16 protein-coding genes are annotated in these 15,647 nt (G+C 58.9%); 11 read left to right on the top strand and 5 right to left on the bottom strand.

The features are described 5' to 3' along the window. Window positions 1–6 precede the first annotated feature (6 nt). Together argJ and ACFZPT_RS12220 are read left to right on the top strand one after the other, a co-directional pair. Entirely contained in the window at window positions 7–1,224 is a 1,218-nt protein-coding gene (gene argJ, locus ACFZPT_RS12225) for a bifunctional glutamate N-acetyltransferase/amino-acid acetyltransferase ArgJ (RefSeq protein ID WP_034100200.1), read from the top strand. 19 nt (window positions 1,225–1,243) lie between these two features. Beyond that, window positions 1,244–2,188 carry a Nudix family hydrolase gene (locus tag ACFZPT_RS12220; protein WP_034100198.1) on the top strand — a complete coding sequence of 315 codons (945 nt, stop codon included), beginning with the start codon at window positions 1,244–1,246 and terminating at the stop codon, window positions 2,186–2,188. A gap of 116 nt (window positions 2,189–2,304) precedes the next feature. On the opposite strand, the gene ACFZPT_RS12215 is transcribed toward ACFZPT_RS12220, so the two are convergent. Genes ACFZPT_RS12215 through ACFZPT_RS12205 form a run of 3 tightly spaced genes read right to left on the bottom strand, consistent with a single transcriptional unit; the run spans window position 2,305 to window position 5,886 of the window. Further along, window positions 2,305–2,883, bottom strand: coding sequence for a cob(I)yrinic acid a,c-diamide adenosyltransferase (locus tag ACFZPT_RS12215; protein ID WP_034100196.1), 579 nt, complete (start codon window positions 2,881–2,883; stop codon window positions 2,305–2,307). A 2-nt stretch (window positions 2,884–2,885) separates the two neighbouring features. Next, window positions 2,886–4,922, bottom strand: coding sequence for a PAS domain-containing sensor histidine kinase (locus ACFZPT_RS12210; protein ID WP_034114978.1), 2,037 nt, complete (start codon window positions 4,920–4,922; stop codon window positions 2,886–2,888). A gap of 46 nt (window positions 4,923–4,968) precedes the next feature. After that, the gene (locus ACFZPT_RS12205) at window positions 4,969–5,886 is read right to left on the bottom strand and encodes a putative 2-dehydropantoate 2-reductase (RefSeq protein ID WP_034114991.1); all 918 of its coding nucleotides are present in this window, start codon (window positions 5,884–5,886) and stop codon (window positions 4,969–4,971) included. Window positions 5,887–6,009: 123 nt separating this feature from the next. Between ACFZPT_RS12205 and ACFZPT_RS12200 the strand changes: the two genes are divergently transcribed. After that, window positions 6,010–6,495, top strand: coding sequence for a YajQ family cyclic di-GMP-binding protein (locus ACFZPT_RS12200; RefSeq protein ID WP_034100192.1), 486 nt, complete (start codon window positions 6,010–6,012; stop codon window positions 6,493–6,495). 122 nt (window positions 6,496–6,617) lie between these two features. Further along, a complete protein-coding gene (locus ACFZPT_RS12195) occupies window positions 6,618–7,460 on the top strand; it encodes a mechanosensitive ion channel family protein (protein ID WP_034100190.1) in 843 nt (280 codons plus the stop codon). Window positions 7,461–7,650: 190 nt separating this feature from the next. Here the strand turns inward: ACFZPT_RS12195 and ACFZPT_RS12190 are convergent, their stop codons facing one another. Beyond that, window positions 7,651–8,943: an OprD family porin gene (locus ACFZPT_RS12190; RefSeq protein WP_034114977.1), complete on the bottom strand. Its 1,293-nt coding sequence runs from the start codon at window positions 8,941–8,943 to the stop codon at window positions 7,651–7,653. Between the two features lie 746 nt (window positions 8,944–9,689). Between ACFZPT_RS12190 and ACFZPT_RS12185 the strand changes: the two genes are divergently transcribed. Then, window positions 9,690–10,115, top strand: a complete 426-nt coding sequence (locus tag ACFZPT_RS12185; RefSeq protein ID WP_034100186.1) for an HIT domain-containing protein — start codon at window positions 9,690–9,692, stop codon at window positions 10,113–10,115. A gap of 3 nt (window positions 10,116–10,118) precedes the next feature. Then, window positions 10,119–10,325, top strand: a complete 207-nt coding sequence (locus tag ACFZPT_RS12180; protein ID WP_034100184.1) for a SlyX family protein — start codon at window positions 10,119–10,121, stop codon at window positions 10,323–10,325. Window positions 10,326–10,394: 69 nt separating this feature from the next. Here the strand turns inward: ACFZPT_RS12180 and ACFZPT_RS12175 are convergent, their stop codons facing one another. Further along, window positions 10,395–10,997: a cold-shock protein gene (locus ACFZPT_RS12175; RefSeq protein WP_034100182.1), complete on the bottom strand. Its 603-nt coding sequence runs from the start codon at window positions 10,995–10,997 to the stop codon at window positions 10,395–10,397. A gap of 400 nt (window positions 10,998–11,397) precedes the next feature. Here ACFZPT_RS12175 and ACFZPT_RS12170 point away from each other — a divergent pair, with 400 nt between their 5' ends. From ACFZPT_RS12170 to ACFZPT_RS12150, 5 genes are all read left to right on the top strand, one after another. Next, a complete protein-coding gene (locus tag ACFZPT_RS12170) occupies window positions 11,398–11,871 on the top strand; it encodes a Dps family protein (protein WP_034100180.1) in 474 nt (157 codons plus the stop codon). Window positions 11,872–12,051: 180 nt separating this feature from the next. Continuing rightward, entirely contained in the window at window positions 12,052–12,393 is a 342-nt protein-coding gene (locus tag ACFZPT_RS12165) for a ribbon-helix-helix domain-containing protein (protein ID WP_034100178.1), read from the top strand. Window positions 12,394–12,562: 169 nt separating this feature from the next. Further along, window positions 12,563–12,784 (top strand): FmdB family zinc ribbon protein, encoded by a 222-nt coding sequence (locus tag ACFZPT_RS12160; protein WP_003193872.1) that lies wholly within the window; start codon window positions 12,563–12,565, stop codon window positions 12,782–12,784. 108 nt (window positions 12,785–12,892) lie between these two features. Then, complete coding sequence (aspS, locus tag ACFZPT_RS12155) at window positions 12,893–14,668, top strand: aspartate--tRNA ligase (RefSeq protein ID WP_034100175.1); 1,776 nt, start codon at window positions 12,893–12,895, stop codon at window positions 14,666–14,668. A 150-nt stretch (window positions 14,669–14,818) separates the two neighbouring features. After that, window positions 14,819–15,565 (top strand): YebC/PmpR family DNA-binding transcriptional regulator, encoded by a 747-nt coding sequence (locus ACFZPT_RS12150; RefSeq protein ID WP_034100173.1) that lies wholly within the window; start codon window positions 14,819–14,821, stop codon window positions 15,563–15,565. Window positions 15,566–15,647 lie beyond the last annotated feature (82 nt).

Here is a 15,647-nt window from a genome sequence, read left to right as displayed (position 1 = left end):
GCATTCATGGCTGTTGGTCTTGGTCCTTTGCCCACATTGCACCCGGTTGCCGGTTTTGAACTCGGCATCGCTTCGGCCGGTATCAAGCGCCCGGGCCGCAAGGATGTGGTGGTGATGCGCTGCGCCGAAGGCTCGACGGTGGCAGGTGTGTTTACTCTCAATGCGTTTTGCGCCGCGCCGGTGATCCTGGCCAAGCAACGCGTTGCCGGGCCGATCCGTTACCTGTTGACCAACACCGGCAACGCCAACGCGGGTACCGGTGAGCCTGGCCTGGTGGCCGCCGCGCGCACCTGCGCCAAGCTGGCCCAACTGACCGGCGTGGACGCCAGCCAGGTGCTGCCGTACTCCACGGGTGTGATCGGCGAGCCTCTGCCTGTGGAAAAAATCGAAGGTGCCCTGCAAGCGGCGCTGGATGACCTGTCTGTGGATAACTGGGCCGCGGCCGCCACTGGCATCATGACCACCGACACCCTGCCAAAAGGCGCGAGCCGTCAGTTCGTGCACGACGGTGTGACCGTAACCGTGACCGGTATCAGCAAGGGCGCGGGCATGATCCGACCGAACATGGCGACCATGCTGGGCTACATCGCCACCGACGCCAAGGTTTCGCGCAGCGTGCTGCAGAATCTGATGCTGGACGGTGCCAACAAGTCGTTCAACCGCATCACCATCGATGGCGACACTTCGACCAACGACTGCTGCATGCTGATCGCCACCGGTAAGGCTGATCTGCCGGAAATCACCGAGGCCAGCGGCGCTTATTTCGCCGCCCTCAAGCAAGCAGTGTTCGAAGTGTGCATGGACGTGGCCCAGGCCATCGTGCGTGACGGCGAGGGCGCTACCAAGTTCGTTACCGTGCAGGTCAACGGAGGCGGCAACCATCAGGAATGCCTGGATGTCGGCTACACCGTGGCCCATTCGCCGCTGATCAAAACCGCGCTGTTCGCCTCGGACCCGAACTGGGGACGTATCCTGGCCGCTGTTGGCCGTGCCGGTGTGCCAGACCTGGACGTGAGCAAGATCGACGTATTCCTCGGCGACGTGTGCATCGCCAGCCGTGGTGCCCGTGCTGAAAGCTACACCGAAGCCCAGGGTTCGGCGGTGATGCAGCAGGAAGAAATCACCATCCGCATCGAGCTGGGTCGCGGCGATTGCAGCGAAACCATCTGGACCACCGACCTGTCCCACGAATACGTGAAAATCAACGCGGAATACCGCACCTGATAGCCGGAGGACACACACGGTGAAACGCGTGCATGTAGCAGCAGCAGTGATCCGCGGCGCCGACGGCAGAATCCTGCTGGCGCGACGTGCCGACACCCAACACCAGGGCGGCCTCTGGGAGTTTCCCGGAGGCAAGGTGGAGGCCGATGAATCTGTCGCCGCCGCATTGTCCCGCGAGTTGCAGGAAGAGTTGGGTATCCAGGTCACCACGGCGCGACCGCTGATCAACGTGCAACATGACTATCCGGACAAGCAGGTGTTACTGGATGTCTGGGAAGTCTCGGCCTTCACCGGCGAGCCCCATGGCGCCGAAGGGCAACCGTTGGAGTGGGTGGCCCCGCGGGATCTGCTCAACTATGAGTTCCCGGCGGCCAACGCGCCGATCGTTGCGGCCGCACGGTTGCCGGCTGAATACCTGATCACCCCCGGCGAGCTGGACGCCGCGCCCCTGTTGCGCGGTATCCAAAAAGCCATCGCCGGTGGGATCAAGCTGGTGCAACTGCGTGCGCCTAATGGCTACGACCCCAAATACCGTGACCTGGCGGTGGATGCGGTGGGGCTTTGCGCCGGCAAGGCGCAATTGATGCTCAAAGGGCCGTTCGAGTGGCTGGGGGATTTCCCTTCCGCCGGCTGGCACATGACCTCGGCCCAACTGCGCAAATATGCAAGCAAGGGCCGCCCTTTGCCGAAGGATCGCTGGTTGGCGGCTTCGTGCCACAACGCTGAAGAACTGGCGTTGGCTGAATTGATGGACGTGGATTTTGTCACCCTGTCGCCGGTTCAGCCGACCCAGACCCATCCCGATGCGCAGCCATTGGGTTGGGAGCAGGCGATGGAATTGATCCGTGGGTTCAACAAGCCGGTATATTTGCTGGGTGGGGTCGGGCCTGCGGAGCGGGAGCGGGCTTGGGAAGCCGGTGCCCAGGGTGTGGCGGGTATCAGGGCGTTCTGGCCGCAGGCTTGAGGTTGCTCCGGCGGGCCTTATCGGGGGCAAGCCCCCTCCCACATTGGAATGTTTTTACAGATCAAAGGTGGGAGGGGGCTTGCCCCCGATAGGCCCTCCCGGTCACCGAATCATGATCAATGGGGCTTCGCCGCAGCCTGCCACAAAACCTCCGCGACACCCTGGCGCTTGGCGATCACCCGCGCTGCCACAAACAGCAGATCCGACAAACGATTGATATACGCCAACCCCACGCCTTCCAGCGGCTCGATAGCATTCAGGTGCTGACACCGTCGCTCGGCACTGCGGGCCAGGCTTCGGCACATATGGGCCTGGGCAATCAGCGCGGAACCACCCGGCAAGATAAAGTTTTCCAGTGGCCCGACTTCTTCGTTCCAACGATCGATCGCTGCTTCCAGGCGATCCACTTCCGCCGCATTCAACGCTTTGTACACCGGCATCGCCAGCTCACCACCCAGGTCGAACAGCCGATGCTGGCAAGGCGCGAGCACTTCGATCACATCATTGAGCGCCGGATGCTGCCCGCTCTGCTCTTCAAGGCCGGCCAGCAGTAATCCCAACTGGCTGTTCAGCGTATCGACTTCGCCAATGGCTTCGACACGTGGGTGGTCCTTGGGAACGCGGCGGCCGTCGCCCAGGCCGGTTTCACCTGTGTCGCCGGTGCGGGTATAGATTTTCGACAGGCGAAAGCCCATGGTCATTGCTCCAGTGGGGTCAGTTCGTGGGCCGGCAGTTGGCTGCCGGCCAAGGGGAGGCGCAGGGTAATACAGGTGCCTTGGCCAAGGGTGGACTGCACTTCCATCTGGCCTTTGTGGTTGTTGGTGATGATGAAGTACGACACCGACAGCCCCAGCCCGGTGCCCTGGCCGATTTCCTTGGTGGTGAAAAAGGGCTCGAACGTGCGTTTGCGCACGTTTTCGCTCATGCCGATGCCGTTGTCTTCCACCTGGATCTCGGCCCAGGGCGGATTCAGGCGGGTGCGCAGGATGATGCGGCCCGGCTCGCGGTCATCCTCACGCAGGTGAATGGCTTGAGCTGCGTTTTTCAGCAGGTTGAGCAGCACCTGTTCCAGTTCGTTGGCAGTACCGGGTACCGGGCCCAGTTGCGGATCGAACTGACGGATGATCGCCTGGCCCTTGAAGTCAAAGCCGATGGTCAAGTCGAAGTCATTGCCGGCAATTTCCACGGCCTGATCGATCAGCGCCGGCAAATCGCAAGGGGCCATCTGTCGATTGCTGCGGCGGCTGAAACTGAGCATATGGGTCACGATCTTCGCCGCCCGCGCGCCCGCTTGCTGGATGCCATCGAGCAATTGCGGCACTTCGCGGCTTTGCAGGTAACGGTTGACCATGGCCAGTTCGACGCCGACCTGTTCGGCGTGTTCAAGGTTCTTGGGCAAGTCCGCGGACAGGCGGCGGCGGATGTTCTGCACGTTGTGCAGGATCGCCCCCAGCGGGTTATTGATCTCGTGGGCCATTCCGGCGGCAAGCCCGCCGACGGAGAGCATTTTTTCCGACTGCACCATCATTTCTTCAAGGGACAGGCGCTGGGTGATGTCATCGATACGGATCACGACGCCACGACCGGCACCGCCTGTCAGCGGGTAAAAGGTCAGAGCGTAATGTTTGGGCTCATCGTCCTTGACCCAGGTCACCCGTTCGATGCGCTCCACGGTGTGTTGCTCGACCGTGGCCTTGATCTGCGGCAGGAACGGTTTGAGCGGCTGAAAGGCCAGGTAGATCGGCTGGTTCAAGGCTTCATCCAGCCGCGTACCGGAAAGTGCGCTGGCTTCCTGGTTCCACTGGGTGACGTAGAGCTGTTCGTCCAGGGCAATCAGCGCCGAAGGCATCGAGTCGATGATGCTGTTGAGGTAATTCTGGAAACCGGTGAGTTTTTTCTCGATCTTGCTGCGTACCTGGACTTCCAATTCCAGTTTGCGATTGGTATGACGCGTCTCTTCCGCCAGGCCTTGGGCTTGATCGTAGGCGGCCTGGGAATCGTCGCGGGCACGCTTGAGTTGTTGCTCGCGGGCTTCGATGCGCGAAAGCATGGTATTGAAGGCTTCGGCCAGGCTGCCGATCTCATCGTGATTGCCACGCCGGGCGCGCAGGGAATAGTTCTCTTCCCGGGTCACTTGGCGCGACAGTTCTTCCAGTTCGTGGATCGGTTTTGTGATCAGGCGTTTGATCTGACGCGCGATGACCAGCCACAGCAGCACACTGAAAATCAGGATGCCAAGGCTGGCGGTCAGCGTACCGGTGTAAAACGCTACAGGCAGTTCGCTACTGGCGACCAGCAGCAGATGCCCGGATGGCTGCCCAGGGCGGGGCAGGGTGATCACTTGGTTAGTGCGAAACTCAGTCACGCGCCAGGCTTCGATATGCCTGTAATTGTCCGGCAGGTGCAGGCGATCACCGTGTTGCATCTGTGCCAGGCGGTTGCCTGCGCTGTCATATAAAGCGGCGGCGCGCAAAGGTGAGTAGCTGGTCAACTCATTGAGCAGGGCATTGGCCTTTTCTGGAGATTCGAGCGCTTCGGCGGCCAGCGCCGGGTTGGAGACCAGTCGCCCGATAGCCTGCAAGGCCTGGGGGGCCATGCTTTCCTGGGAGATCCAGTAGGCGGCGCTGATAAAGGTCAGGTTGGCCACCAGCAGGACGGTGGTCAGCAGCACCAGCAAGGCCGCCAGCAGTTTCTGCCCGACCGGTAGGTTTTCTAGACGCTGGCGCAGCGGCATCAGGTTTTTTCCAGGAGATAGACAGGCGGGCAGGGTAGCGCGTGGTTCAGTCGCGGGGCAATCCGCGCGCGCGCAGCTCGTCGACCAGGCGTTCGTGCAACTGCTGCAAGTGAGGCAGCTTCAATTGGTGACGGGCTGCCGCCTGGCAAGCATAGCCCAACAGATAGCTGATTTCGGTGCGTCGGGCATTGGCGACGTCCTGATACATGGACGAATAGTTGGCGGCAGTGGCGTGAATCACCCGCTCCACTTCATCCTGTAAATCCAGGGCTGCGGCAGGCTGGCCAGCGCATTTCAGCAGTTCGCTCAACTCCCCACACAAGGTTGCCACTTCACAGCGATGGTTTTGTAGGCCGCCGTTACGGCATTGGTAAAGCACGGTCAGTGGGTTGATCGCGCAATTGAGCGCCAGCTTGCGCCACAGGCGCGTCAGGATATCGGTGCTCCAGGCGTGGGGGATGCCGGCGATGTGCAGGTCATCCAGCCAGAGCGGGGGCGTCGGGTGGCGGGCGTCTCCCAGCCAGGTGTAACCATGGCCGGCGAATACCACGCGCCAGTCGCCGTCGCGGAAAGCACCCTCGGTGCTGGAGGCAAAGATGCAACGCGCCAGGGGCAACTGCGCGGCCACCGCGTCCTGACTGCCCAGGCCGTTCTGCAGCAGAATCAACTCGGCATCCGGTACCAGGCGCGGTTGCAGCTGTGCGATTGCCGCTTGGGCGTCGTAGGCTTTGCACGCGACCAGAAGGCGACGGATCTGCGTCGGGCTGTCGGGCGTTTCGCCAATCACCGGGTAGGTATGTGCTTCACCATGCTCCACCAGGGTCAGCCCGTTGCCCGCCTGATAACTGGCCAGGCGCGTCTCGTCGCGCAGGATCAAGCGCACAGGCACGCCCGCGCGCGCCAGCCGTGTGGCCCAGAGTGTGCCCAGGCTGCCGGCGCCGAGAATATGCCAGGTGGTCGACATCAGTTTGTACTCCGCAAGGTCGCTCACAGTGAACGGGACGAAAGAACCGCTATAATGCCCCGGCATTTTAGCTCGGGCGCGCTCCATCTCTACTGAACCCGCCCCTTATATTGGAGAAATCACATGCCTTCGTTCGACGTGGTATCTGAACTGGACAAACACGAAGTCACCAACGCCGTCGAGAACGCCGTCAAGGAGCTGGACCGTCGCTATGACCTGAAGGGCAAGGGCAGCTTCGAATTCAAGGAAAAGGAACTGACCGTCAACCTGACCGCTGAAGCCGATTTCCAGCTGGAAGCGATGATCGAGATCCTCAAGCTGTCCCTGGTCAAACGCAAGATCGACGCGCAGTGCCTGGAAATCAAGGACGCCTACGCCTCTGGCAAGCTGATGAAGCAGGAAGTCATCCTCAAAGAAGGTATCGACAAGGAGCTGGCGAAGAAAATCGTCGCGCATATCAAGGACGCCAAGCTCAAGGTCCAGGCCGCCATCCAGGGCGAGCAGGTACGCGTCACCGGTAAGAAGCGTGACGACCTGCAAGAGGCCATCGCGGCCCTGCGCGCCAAGTCCTTCGACATGCCGCTGCAGTTCAATAACTTCCGCGACTGATGGCTGCCTGGGGAACCCAAGGGCGTTTTTGACGTCCCACCCCCCAATAATTGCGCCTACTCTTGAGCCCTACGGGGCTCAATTGCTTTAAGCGCCGACCGTCCATAAACAGGAGAACAGCAATGGACTTGAACGCTGAAGTAGATCGTCTGGTCAAGACTTCCCAGTCCTGGATCCCGATGATCATGGAATACGGCAGCCGGGTTTTGCTCGCCGTTATCACCCTGGCCATCGGCTGGTGGCTGATCAATAAATTGACCCATCGCGTGGGCCGTTTGCTGGCGGTACGCAACGCTGACCTGGCGTTGCAGCATTTCATCACCAGCCTGGCGAACATCGTGCTCAAGGTGATGCTGATTGTCAGCGTGGCCTCGATGATCGGTGTAGAAACCACCTCCTTCGTCGCCGCTATTGGTGCCGCCACCCTGGCCATTGGTCTGGCGTTGCAAGGCAGCCTGGCGAACTTTGCCGGTGGGGTGCTGATTCTGCTGTTCCGCCCGTTCCGCATCGGCGACTGGATCGAAGCTCAAGGTACCTCTGGCACCGTCGACAGCATTCAGATTTTCCACACGGTGCTGCGTACGGGCGACAACAAAACTGTCATCGTGCCGAATGGCATCCTGTCCAACGGGATCATCACCAACACCAACCGTCAACCGACCCGCAAGGTGGTGTTCGACGTCGGTGTGGACTATGAAGCCGACCTGCAGAAAGCCCGCGACGTTCTGCTGGAGCTGGCCAAGGACCCACGCGTACTGGAAGACCCAGCCGCTGTAGCCGTGGTTTCCACCTTGGGGGATAGCTCGATCACCGTTTCGCTGCGCTGCTGGACTAAAACGGCGGATTATTGGGATGTGATGTTTATGCTCAATGAATTCGCACGTGACCGTTTGAAAGCGGCGGGGATTGATATTCCATTTCCGCAGCGGGTTATTCGTGTAATGCAGGAAGCGGCGCCGAAGTAATAAAAAGAGCGAAAGTTTAACTTGGCCATTCGGTCAGGTTAAACGTCTCACCTTAATCTCGTTAGTTAGCTTGCTAGTTATTTTTCCGATGTAATAATTTTGCAAAAAAAAGCCGGCCTTCTGGAAACAGAAGGCCGGCTTTCTATTTTACGGCCGAGGCCTTAAGTCATCGTTGTAATTAAACCGACAATTACAAGATGTTCAGCGGGTATTGCGCGATCAGACGCAGTTCGTCGAGAGAGCCCGAGTAAACCTGATCAGACGAGCGATAGGTCGCTTGACGTACGCGCAGGCTCAGGTCTTTGGCTGGACCGCTCTGGATCACGTATTTGGCTTCGATATCGCGTTCCCACTCTTTACCATTGTTAGTGGTCGAGGTGTTGGCGCCAGTACCTTTCACATAACGAGTCATGAAACTCAGGCCTGGGATGCCAAAGGTCGCCATGTTCAGGTCATAGCGAGCCTGGTAGGACTTCTCGTCTTCAGCGTTGAAGTCGGAACGGGCGATGGAGTTGGCCAGGAAAATCGTGCCGCCGCCGTCTACGCCGTAACCGTACTGGCCGTCGCCGCTGACCTTCTGTGCTGCCAGGGTGAAGGTGTGAGCGCCAATGGTGTACGCGCCTTGCAGGCTGAACGCACGGTTGTCGAGCTTGGTGGTGCTGTCTTTGTCAGCACGTACCAGGCCGGCGCCGTCGCTCTTGGTGTCGTAGATGTTGAAGTCGACAGCCACGGACTGGTCGTCGCTGAGCGCGTGGGTCCAGTTCACGTTGGCGTAGATCTTCTTCCAATAGTCTTCCACTTTGGAGTAGTAGAGGCTGGTGGTGACCTCAGGGGTCCAAGAGTACACGCCGCCCAAGAAGTTGGCATCGCGCAGGCCGCGTTTCGAGCCTGGTTCAGAGCTGGCGATACTGTCGCGATAGGTTTGATCCTGCGCAACGATCGAGGTGAAATGACCGGCTTCCAGTTTCAGATCTTTGATTTCGTTGCTGGTGATGGAAACGCCCTGCGGCAGTTCCGGCAGCAGGCGGCTGTCATCGGAGGCGAATACTGGGGCGGTAGTGTATTGATCACCAACCTTCAGGACGGTGTTGGAAATACGGAATTTCACGGCAGCGCCGGCTTTGGAGTAGTCATCTTGCGAACGACCGTCGGACCCTTCTGGGAAAAGGCCGGTACCTGCACGACCTTTGCCGCTATCGAGCTTGACGCCCAGCAGGCCGATGACATCAACACCAACACCGATGGTGCCTTGGGTGTAGCCTGAGCTGAACAGACCATGGAAGCCCAGACCCGCTTCTTCGATACGGCTTTGCTCAGCATCGTGGTTACGGCGGTCACGGCTGAAGTACAAAGCACGCGTCAGAATGCTTGCTGTACTGTCTTCGATAAAACCCTTGGAATCGTCCTGGGCGGACGCCATTGCGAACTGCGAGGTACCGGCTGAAACAGCCAGTGCGATCATGCTCCACTTCATCACGCGCATCGTGATTTGCTCCTTTGGTTTTCGGAAGAGTACTGCCGTCCCACCTGTATTTTTATCTGGGCGGCTCTTTCTTTTTTGTGTCGGCGCAAAGTTATATCACGCAGACCCTATTGACGATACTTACCCATCTTTCCTTTCAGCTTCTTTACGAGGCTGTCGTAAATTGCTAGCTCCATGTCGCAAATTCACAGCCCAAAATGTATCTGGACTGACAACTTCAGTACTGTTTCAAAACTCCCTTCGAAGTTCGAATGCATCCTTGCCTTGTACTGACTCGCTGTTGTTTTTTATCGCGAAACACCGGTCTCCGAACCCGTGCCGTTGCCGACGATGTGGGTGTGAATGCAACAAGCGTGCTCAAAGCGGTAACCCAATGTCATTTTTTCGTGAAAAAAGTTCCGTAGCTGTAAAAACCGCATAAACACAGGCTTTTTACGCCGTTTGGTTAGGGCTTGACCTCTCTGTGGAATACCTGTTGTCAGGCGTAAAAAATCCGTTCATGTGTGAAGCGTTACCGGTTCACCCCGATAAGTGGGTAATCGGCGGATCCCTTTGAGGCACGGGTGGGTCATTTTGGTGCGTCTCGGCAGGGCCCGTTCTAGCGTAGCTCAAATATTTACCTGCATCGAAAGGGTGCAGGTTTTTTGGCCGGCTGCCTCGCGGGCTTATCTTCAATCGTTGTGAAGCGGCCGGCATTCGAAGGTATGCTGGGGCCTGATTCTGACTTGCCGAATGGAGTGCCCGCGGTGTTCGCCCTAGATCAACGCCTGCAACAAGACACACTGGTCATCGGGGACTTCCCGTTATGCCGCCTGCTGCTGTCCAATGACTCGAACTACCCCTGGTTTATCCTGGTCCCGCGCATCAACGGTATCAGCGAGGTGTTTCACCTGGATGTCGCAGATCAACAAAAGCTCTGGGAAGAGACGACCGGTCTGGCGCAGTTGCTCAACGACGGTCTGGGCGCGGATAAAATGAATATCGGCGCGCTGGGTAACGTCGTCAGCCAGTTGCATGTGCATGTGATCGTGCGCAAACGCGACGACGCCGCCTGGCCTGCTCCGGTATGGGGCAAGCATCCGGCTCGTCCTTATACGGAAGAACAGGTGGTGGCCTTGCGTGCGCGTCTGCGCGAGCTGCTGCCTGCCGATTTCAATTTTGGCCAGGACTGAATCATGGACTTGCAAGACCGTGTTACCGACCTGGAAAGCCGCCTGGCCTTTCAGGATGACACCATTGAGACCCTCAACGACATCCTGGTCACCCAGCAACGCGCGGTCGAGCGTCTGCAGCTGCAGATAGCCGCGCTGCTCAAGCGTCAGGAAGAGATGGGCGGCCAGTTCGAAACGTCCGAAGAGGAAGCGCCACCGCCTCACTATTAAAGAGGGGCCATGAAAAAACCGCGACCCAGCCAGGCTGGATCGCGGTTTTTTTTGCTGCCAGGGCTGGAGTCAGCGGCGCGGCAGTGCAGCGATCACGTCTTCAGCTTGCAAGCCTTTGTCGCGATTCATTACGGAGAACTCCACGCGCTGGCCTTCCACCAGGACGCGATGGCCTTCGCCGCGAATGGCCCGGAAGTGGACGAAGATGTCGTCGCCCGAATCGCGGGAAATAAAGCCGAAGCCTTTGGAGGTGTTGAACCACTTGACGGTACCGGTATCCCGATTGGTCATGTCGTAGGTTTGCGACGCGGCCGCCGGAGATGCACGGTAGAAGCTGATGGCCAGATGAAGAGCGATGGCGACCACAGCAATGACCAGGCTGAGCAGGATGGCCGGGTGGCCGCCCACTTCAGGCATGGGTGCCAGGAGGGTGAGGGTTTGTACGACAACGGTCAGAACCAACAGCGCGCTGACCAGGTTTTGCAGTTGATGACGAGTGCCCTTGTTCCAGTAAGGGACCACGGGTGCCAACGTCAGGTTAAGAAGGCCGAACAGTGCCAGGTACAGCGCGTCGTGTTGTTGCAGGTACGGCAGGCTCTCTGGTTGCAGGCTCGGTATAAAGGACAGCAGCAAAGCTGCAACGCCCGTTAGCAGGTGGACGATTTTCAACATTTTGATTAACTCACGTTAAGACGGATCACTAGGAAGAGCTGACTGGCACGGTTCGCTTCTGAACAATGGGAGGCGTTGGGCACGTGCGCGGGTATCAGCCTATGCCGGCCATCGCAGACATTAACGATGGCGACACGCTGCCTATTTAACAGCAAAGGCCGTGCCTTCTCAAATCAAGCATTTCGGGGTGTTGCAAGGGGCGGGGCATTTCCTTGGCAAACGCTTGTCCTAGACAGGTGTGCTTGTTTTGGAATGGCTTTTTAGGATATTTCCTACCTTGATTGGCGAATTACCACTCAAGGGCGATTTGTCGCACCTCGCTCGCTGCGCGTCACCTGTGCGCTTGCTAGAGTGGTGTTGCACCTGATCAATGAATGCTTGTCAATTGAAGGGGATAAACATGGCAATCGATATCGGTATCAGTGAAGAAGATCGTAAATCCATCGTCGATGGGCTTTCGCGTCTGCTTTCCGATACCTATGTACTGTACTTGAAGACCCACAACTTCCACTGGAACGTTACGGGCCCCATGTTTCGAACGCTGCACCTGATGTTTGAGGAACAGTACAACGAGCTGGCGCTGGCGGTGGACTCCATTGCCGAGCGTATCCGCGCATTGGGCTTCCCGGCGCCGGGCGCTTATTCGATCTACGCTCGTCTTTCTTCGATCAAGGAGGAGGAGGGCGTGCCGAGCGCCGAAGAGATGATCCAGCAACTGGTGGCGGGCCAGGAGGCCGTTACGCGTACTGCCCGCGGCATCTTTCCGTTGCTCGACAAAGTCAGCGATGAGCCGACTGCGGATCTGTTGACCCAACGTATGCAGGTCCACGAAAAGACCGCGTGGATGTTGCGTTCCCTGCTCGAAGCCAAGTAAGTCGAGTCTGAGCGGCGCCGTCCTGGCGTCGCTCGCTCGTTTCTGCACGCTTCCTGGCGTTGTCCTACAGGTATCAACTCCCTGTCTTCTGGCTGAGCCCGCGCTTCCTGCTGTTTGATAAGCCCACTGTCCAATGGGAGCGACCCATGGGCTGCTGTTTGGCAATGGAGTGTCAGGTGTATGTCACGCGCAGTGAGTAATGGAGTCATGGAATCCTGTGGCTTTCATCAGATAAAGATCGATCCCTTTGCCAAAGGGTTCGATATGGGGTTGGCAAGGCCATTGTCCCGATCAGTCAGGCTCAACGGGTTTTCGACGTGCCTGCGGCTTGAGCAGATTTATTGGAATATCCTTACGGAAATCGCCAGGATCAACGCCTGTTCAGTCAGTGCGTTACTGTCTTATGTCGATCGGGAAGTGCACTTGCGTTATGGAGGTGTGAAAAACTTCAGTGGTCTGGTCAGGGTGGTGTGCGTGGTTCACCTGTTAAAAGGCCGTACGGCTGCGCCCGACCCGGAGTAAACAAAGGTGCCCGGGGTCGGCTCGCTGTGTTGGCGGGCTGGCTGCCGGGCAGAAAGCCGGCTGCGCTGGCTCGATTTACCAGATATAATCCCGCGCTTTGCTGCGCAGGCCGGGGCTTACCCTTCGGGCAGGCGTGGCGCAGTAACGATCTGTTCGCCGAGACATCGCCATGCCCATGTACGACTATCAATGTGCTTCCTGTGGTCATCAGTTGGAAGCCATCCAGAAGATCAGCGCCGCGCCGTTGGTCGATTGCCCGGCCTGCCAGGCTCCTGAACTCAAGAAGATGTTGTCCATGCCGGGCTTTCGCCTCAGTGGCAGCGGCTGGTACGAGACCGATTTCAAGACCGGCGCCAAGAAGAATCTGGCGGGCGGCGACAAAGCAGACTGAGTTGAACTCTACGCGCAGGCTCCTGCATTATCCGTCACCTGGCTTATATGAACGGTGACGAGGCAGGCCTCCACCGAATTTCGAATTACGAGAAGTGAAACCACGACCATGATGCGCAGCCACTATTGCGGCCAACTGAACGAGACCCTGGAAGGTCAGGAAATTACCCTTTGCGGATGGGTTCACCGTCGCCGCGACCACGGCGGGGTGATCTTCCTCGATATCCGTGATCGTGACGGTCTGGCCCAAGTGGTGTTCGACCCGGACCGCGCCGAGAGCTTTGCCGCCGCCGACCGCGTGCGCAGTGAGTACGTGGTGAAGATCACCGGCAAGGTGCGTCTGCGTCCGGCAGGTGCCGTGAACAAGAACATGGCCTCCGGCGGTATCGAGGTGTTGGGCTACGAACTGGAAGTGTTGAACGAGTCGGAAACCCCGCCGTTCCCACTCAACGAATACTCCGACGTCGGCGAAGAAACCCGCCTGCGCTACCGCTTCCTGGACCTGCGTCGTCCGGAAATGGCCGAGAAGCTGCGTCTGCGCTCGCGCATGACCACCAGCATCCGTCGCTTCCTCGACGAGAACGGCTTCCTCGACGTTGAAACGCCGATCCTGACCCGGGCCACCCCGGAAGGCGCGCGTGACTACCTGGTGCCTAGCCGCACCCACGCCGGTAGCTTCTTTGCCCTGCCGCAATCGCCGCAGTTGTTCAAACAGTTGCTGATGGTGGCCGGCTTCGACCGTTACTACCAGATCGCCAAGTGCTTCCGCGACGAAGACCTGCGCGCCGACCGTCAGCCGGAATTCACCCAGATCGACATCGAGACCAGTTTCCTCGATGAAAAAGAGATCATGGGCCTGACCGAGCAGATGATCCGCAACCTGTTCAAAGAAGTATTGGGCCTGGAATTCGGCGAATTCCCGCACATGACCTTCGAAGAAGCCATGCGTCGCTACGGTTCCGACAAACCAGACCTGCGTAACCCGCTGGAACTGGTGGACGTGGCCGATCAGCTGAAAGAAGTCGACTTCAAGGTGTTCAGCGGCCCGGCCAACGACCCTAAATGCCGCATCGCTGCCCTGCGCGTGCCTGGCGGCGCGAGCATGCCGCGCAAGCAGATCGACGACTACACCAAGTTCGTCGGCATCTACGGTGCCAAGGGCCTGGCGTACATCAAGGTCAACGAGCGCGCCAACGGCGTTGATGGCCTGCAATCGCCCATCGTGAAGAACATCCCGGAAGCCAACCTGAACGTGATCCTCGATCGCGTGGGTGCGGTCGATGGCGACATCGTGTTCTTCGGTGCCGACAAGGCCAAGATCGTCAGCGAAGCGCTGGGCGCGCTGCGGATCAAGCTGGGCCACGACCTGAACCTGCTGACCTGCGAATGGGCGCCGATGTGGGTCGTTGACTTCCCGATGTTCGAAGAGAACGACGACGGCAGCTTCAGCGCCTTGCACCACCCGTTCACCGCGCCGAAATGCTCCCCGGCCGAGTTGGAGGCCAACCCGGCGGGCGCACTGTCGCGCGCTTACGACATGGTGCTCAACGGCACTGAGCTGGGTGGCGGTTCCATCCGTATCCACCGTAAAGAGATGCAGCAAGCGGTCTTCCGTCTGCTGGGCATTGATGAGGCGGAGCAGGAAGAGAAATTCGGCTTCCTGCTCGACGCCTTGAAGTACGGGGCCCCGCCCCACGGTGGCCTGGCCTTCGGTCTGGACCGTCTGGTGATGCTGATGACCGGTGCCCAGTCGATCCGTGAAGTGATCGCCTTCCCGAAAACCCAGAGTGCCGCGGACGTCATGACCCAGGCGCCGGGCGTAGTGGATGCCAAGGCATTGCGCGAGCTGCATATCCGCCTGCGCGAGACGCCGAAGGCTGAGTAAAGCCGCTGCGTGAAAGCGCACTGAGGTTTACGCGGTCTAAAAAGGCGCATCTTCGGATGCGCCTTTGCGTTACAAGGGTTGTGTTTTTAAAGAGAAAGGTCCGGCCTGGGGCGGGATTGATCAGGTTTCTAGAGAATTCGGAGTTGTGTTATGGCTGGCCATTCCAAGTGGGCGAACATCAAGCACCGCAAAGAGCGTCAGGATGCCAAGAAAGGCAAGATCTTCACCAAGTGGATTCGCGAATTGACCGTCGCTGCCCGTCAGGGCGGCGGTGATCCGGGCTCCAACCCGCGTCTGCGCCTGGCGTTGGATAAGGCGCTGGGCGCCAATATGAGCCGCGACATTATTGATCGCGCCGTGGCCCGTGGTGCCGGTGCTGCCGATACCGACGACATGGTCGAGCTGACCTACGAAGGCTACGGCCCGGGCGGCGTGGCGGTGATGGTCGAGTGCATGACCGATAACCGTAACCGCACCGCGGCTGCCGTGCGCCATGCGTTCAGCAAGTGCGGTGGCAACCTCGGTACTGACGGGTCGGTGGCGTACCTGTTCGAGCGCAAGGGGCAGATCACCTTCGCGCCGGGCACCGATGAAGACGCGCTGATGGAAGCGGCGATGGAGGCGGATGCCGACGACGTGGTCACCAACGACGACGGTTCCATTGATGTTTTCACCTCGTTTGCCAGTTTCTACGCTGTGCGCAATGCGTTGGAAGCTGCCGGCTTCAAAGGCACCGACGCAGAAATCGTGATGCTGCCGACGACCAGTGCCGAATTGGACTTGGAAGGCGCGCAGAAAGTGTTGAAGCTGCTGGATATGCTTGAAGACTTGGACGATGTACAAAACGTCTATTCGAATGCCGATATTCCAGAGTCAGTGGCCGAACAGCTAGGCTGAAGCACGATGTGGATTGATGGTGGGAGGGGGCTTGTCCCCGATAGCGGTGTATCAGTCGCTGTATGTGGCGACTGATACTCTG

The sequence above is a fragment of the Pseudomonas sp. MD330_10 genome, assembly GCF_042610415.1.
Taxonomy (GTDB): Bacteria; Pseudomonadota; Gammaproteobacteria; order Pseudomonadales; family Pseudomonadaceae; genus Aquipseudomonas; species Aquipseudomonas rhodesiae.
The sequence above is the reverse complement of the archived record's forward strand: the minus strand, read 5'-3'. Positions and strand labels throughout refer to the sequence as shown.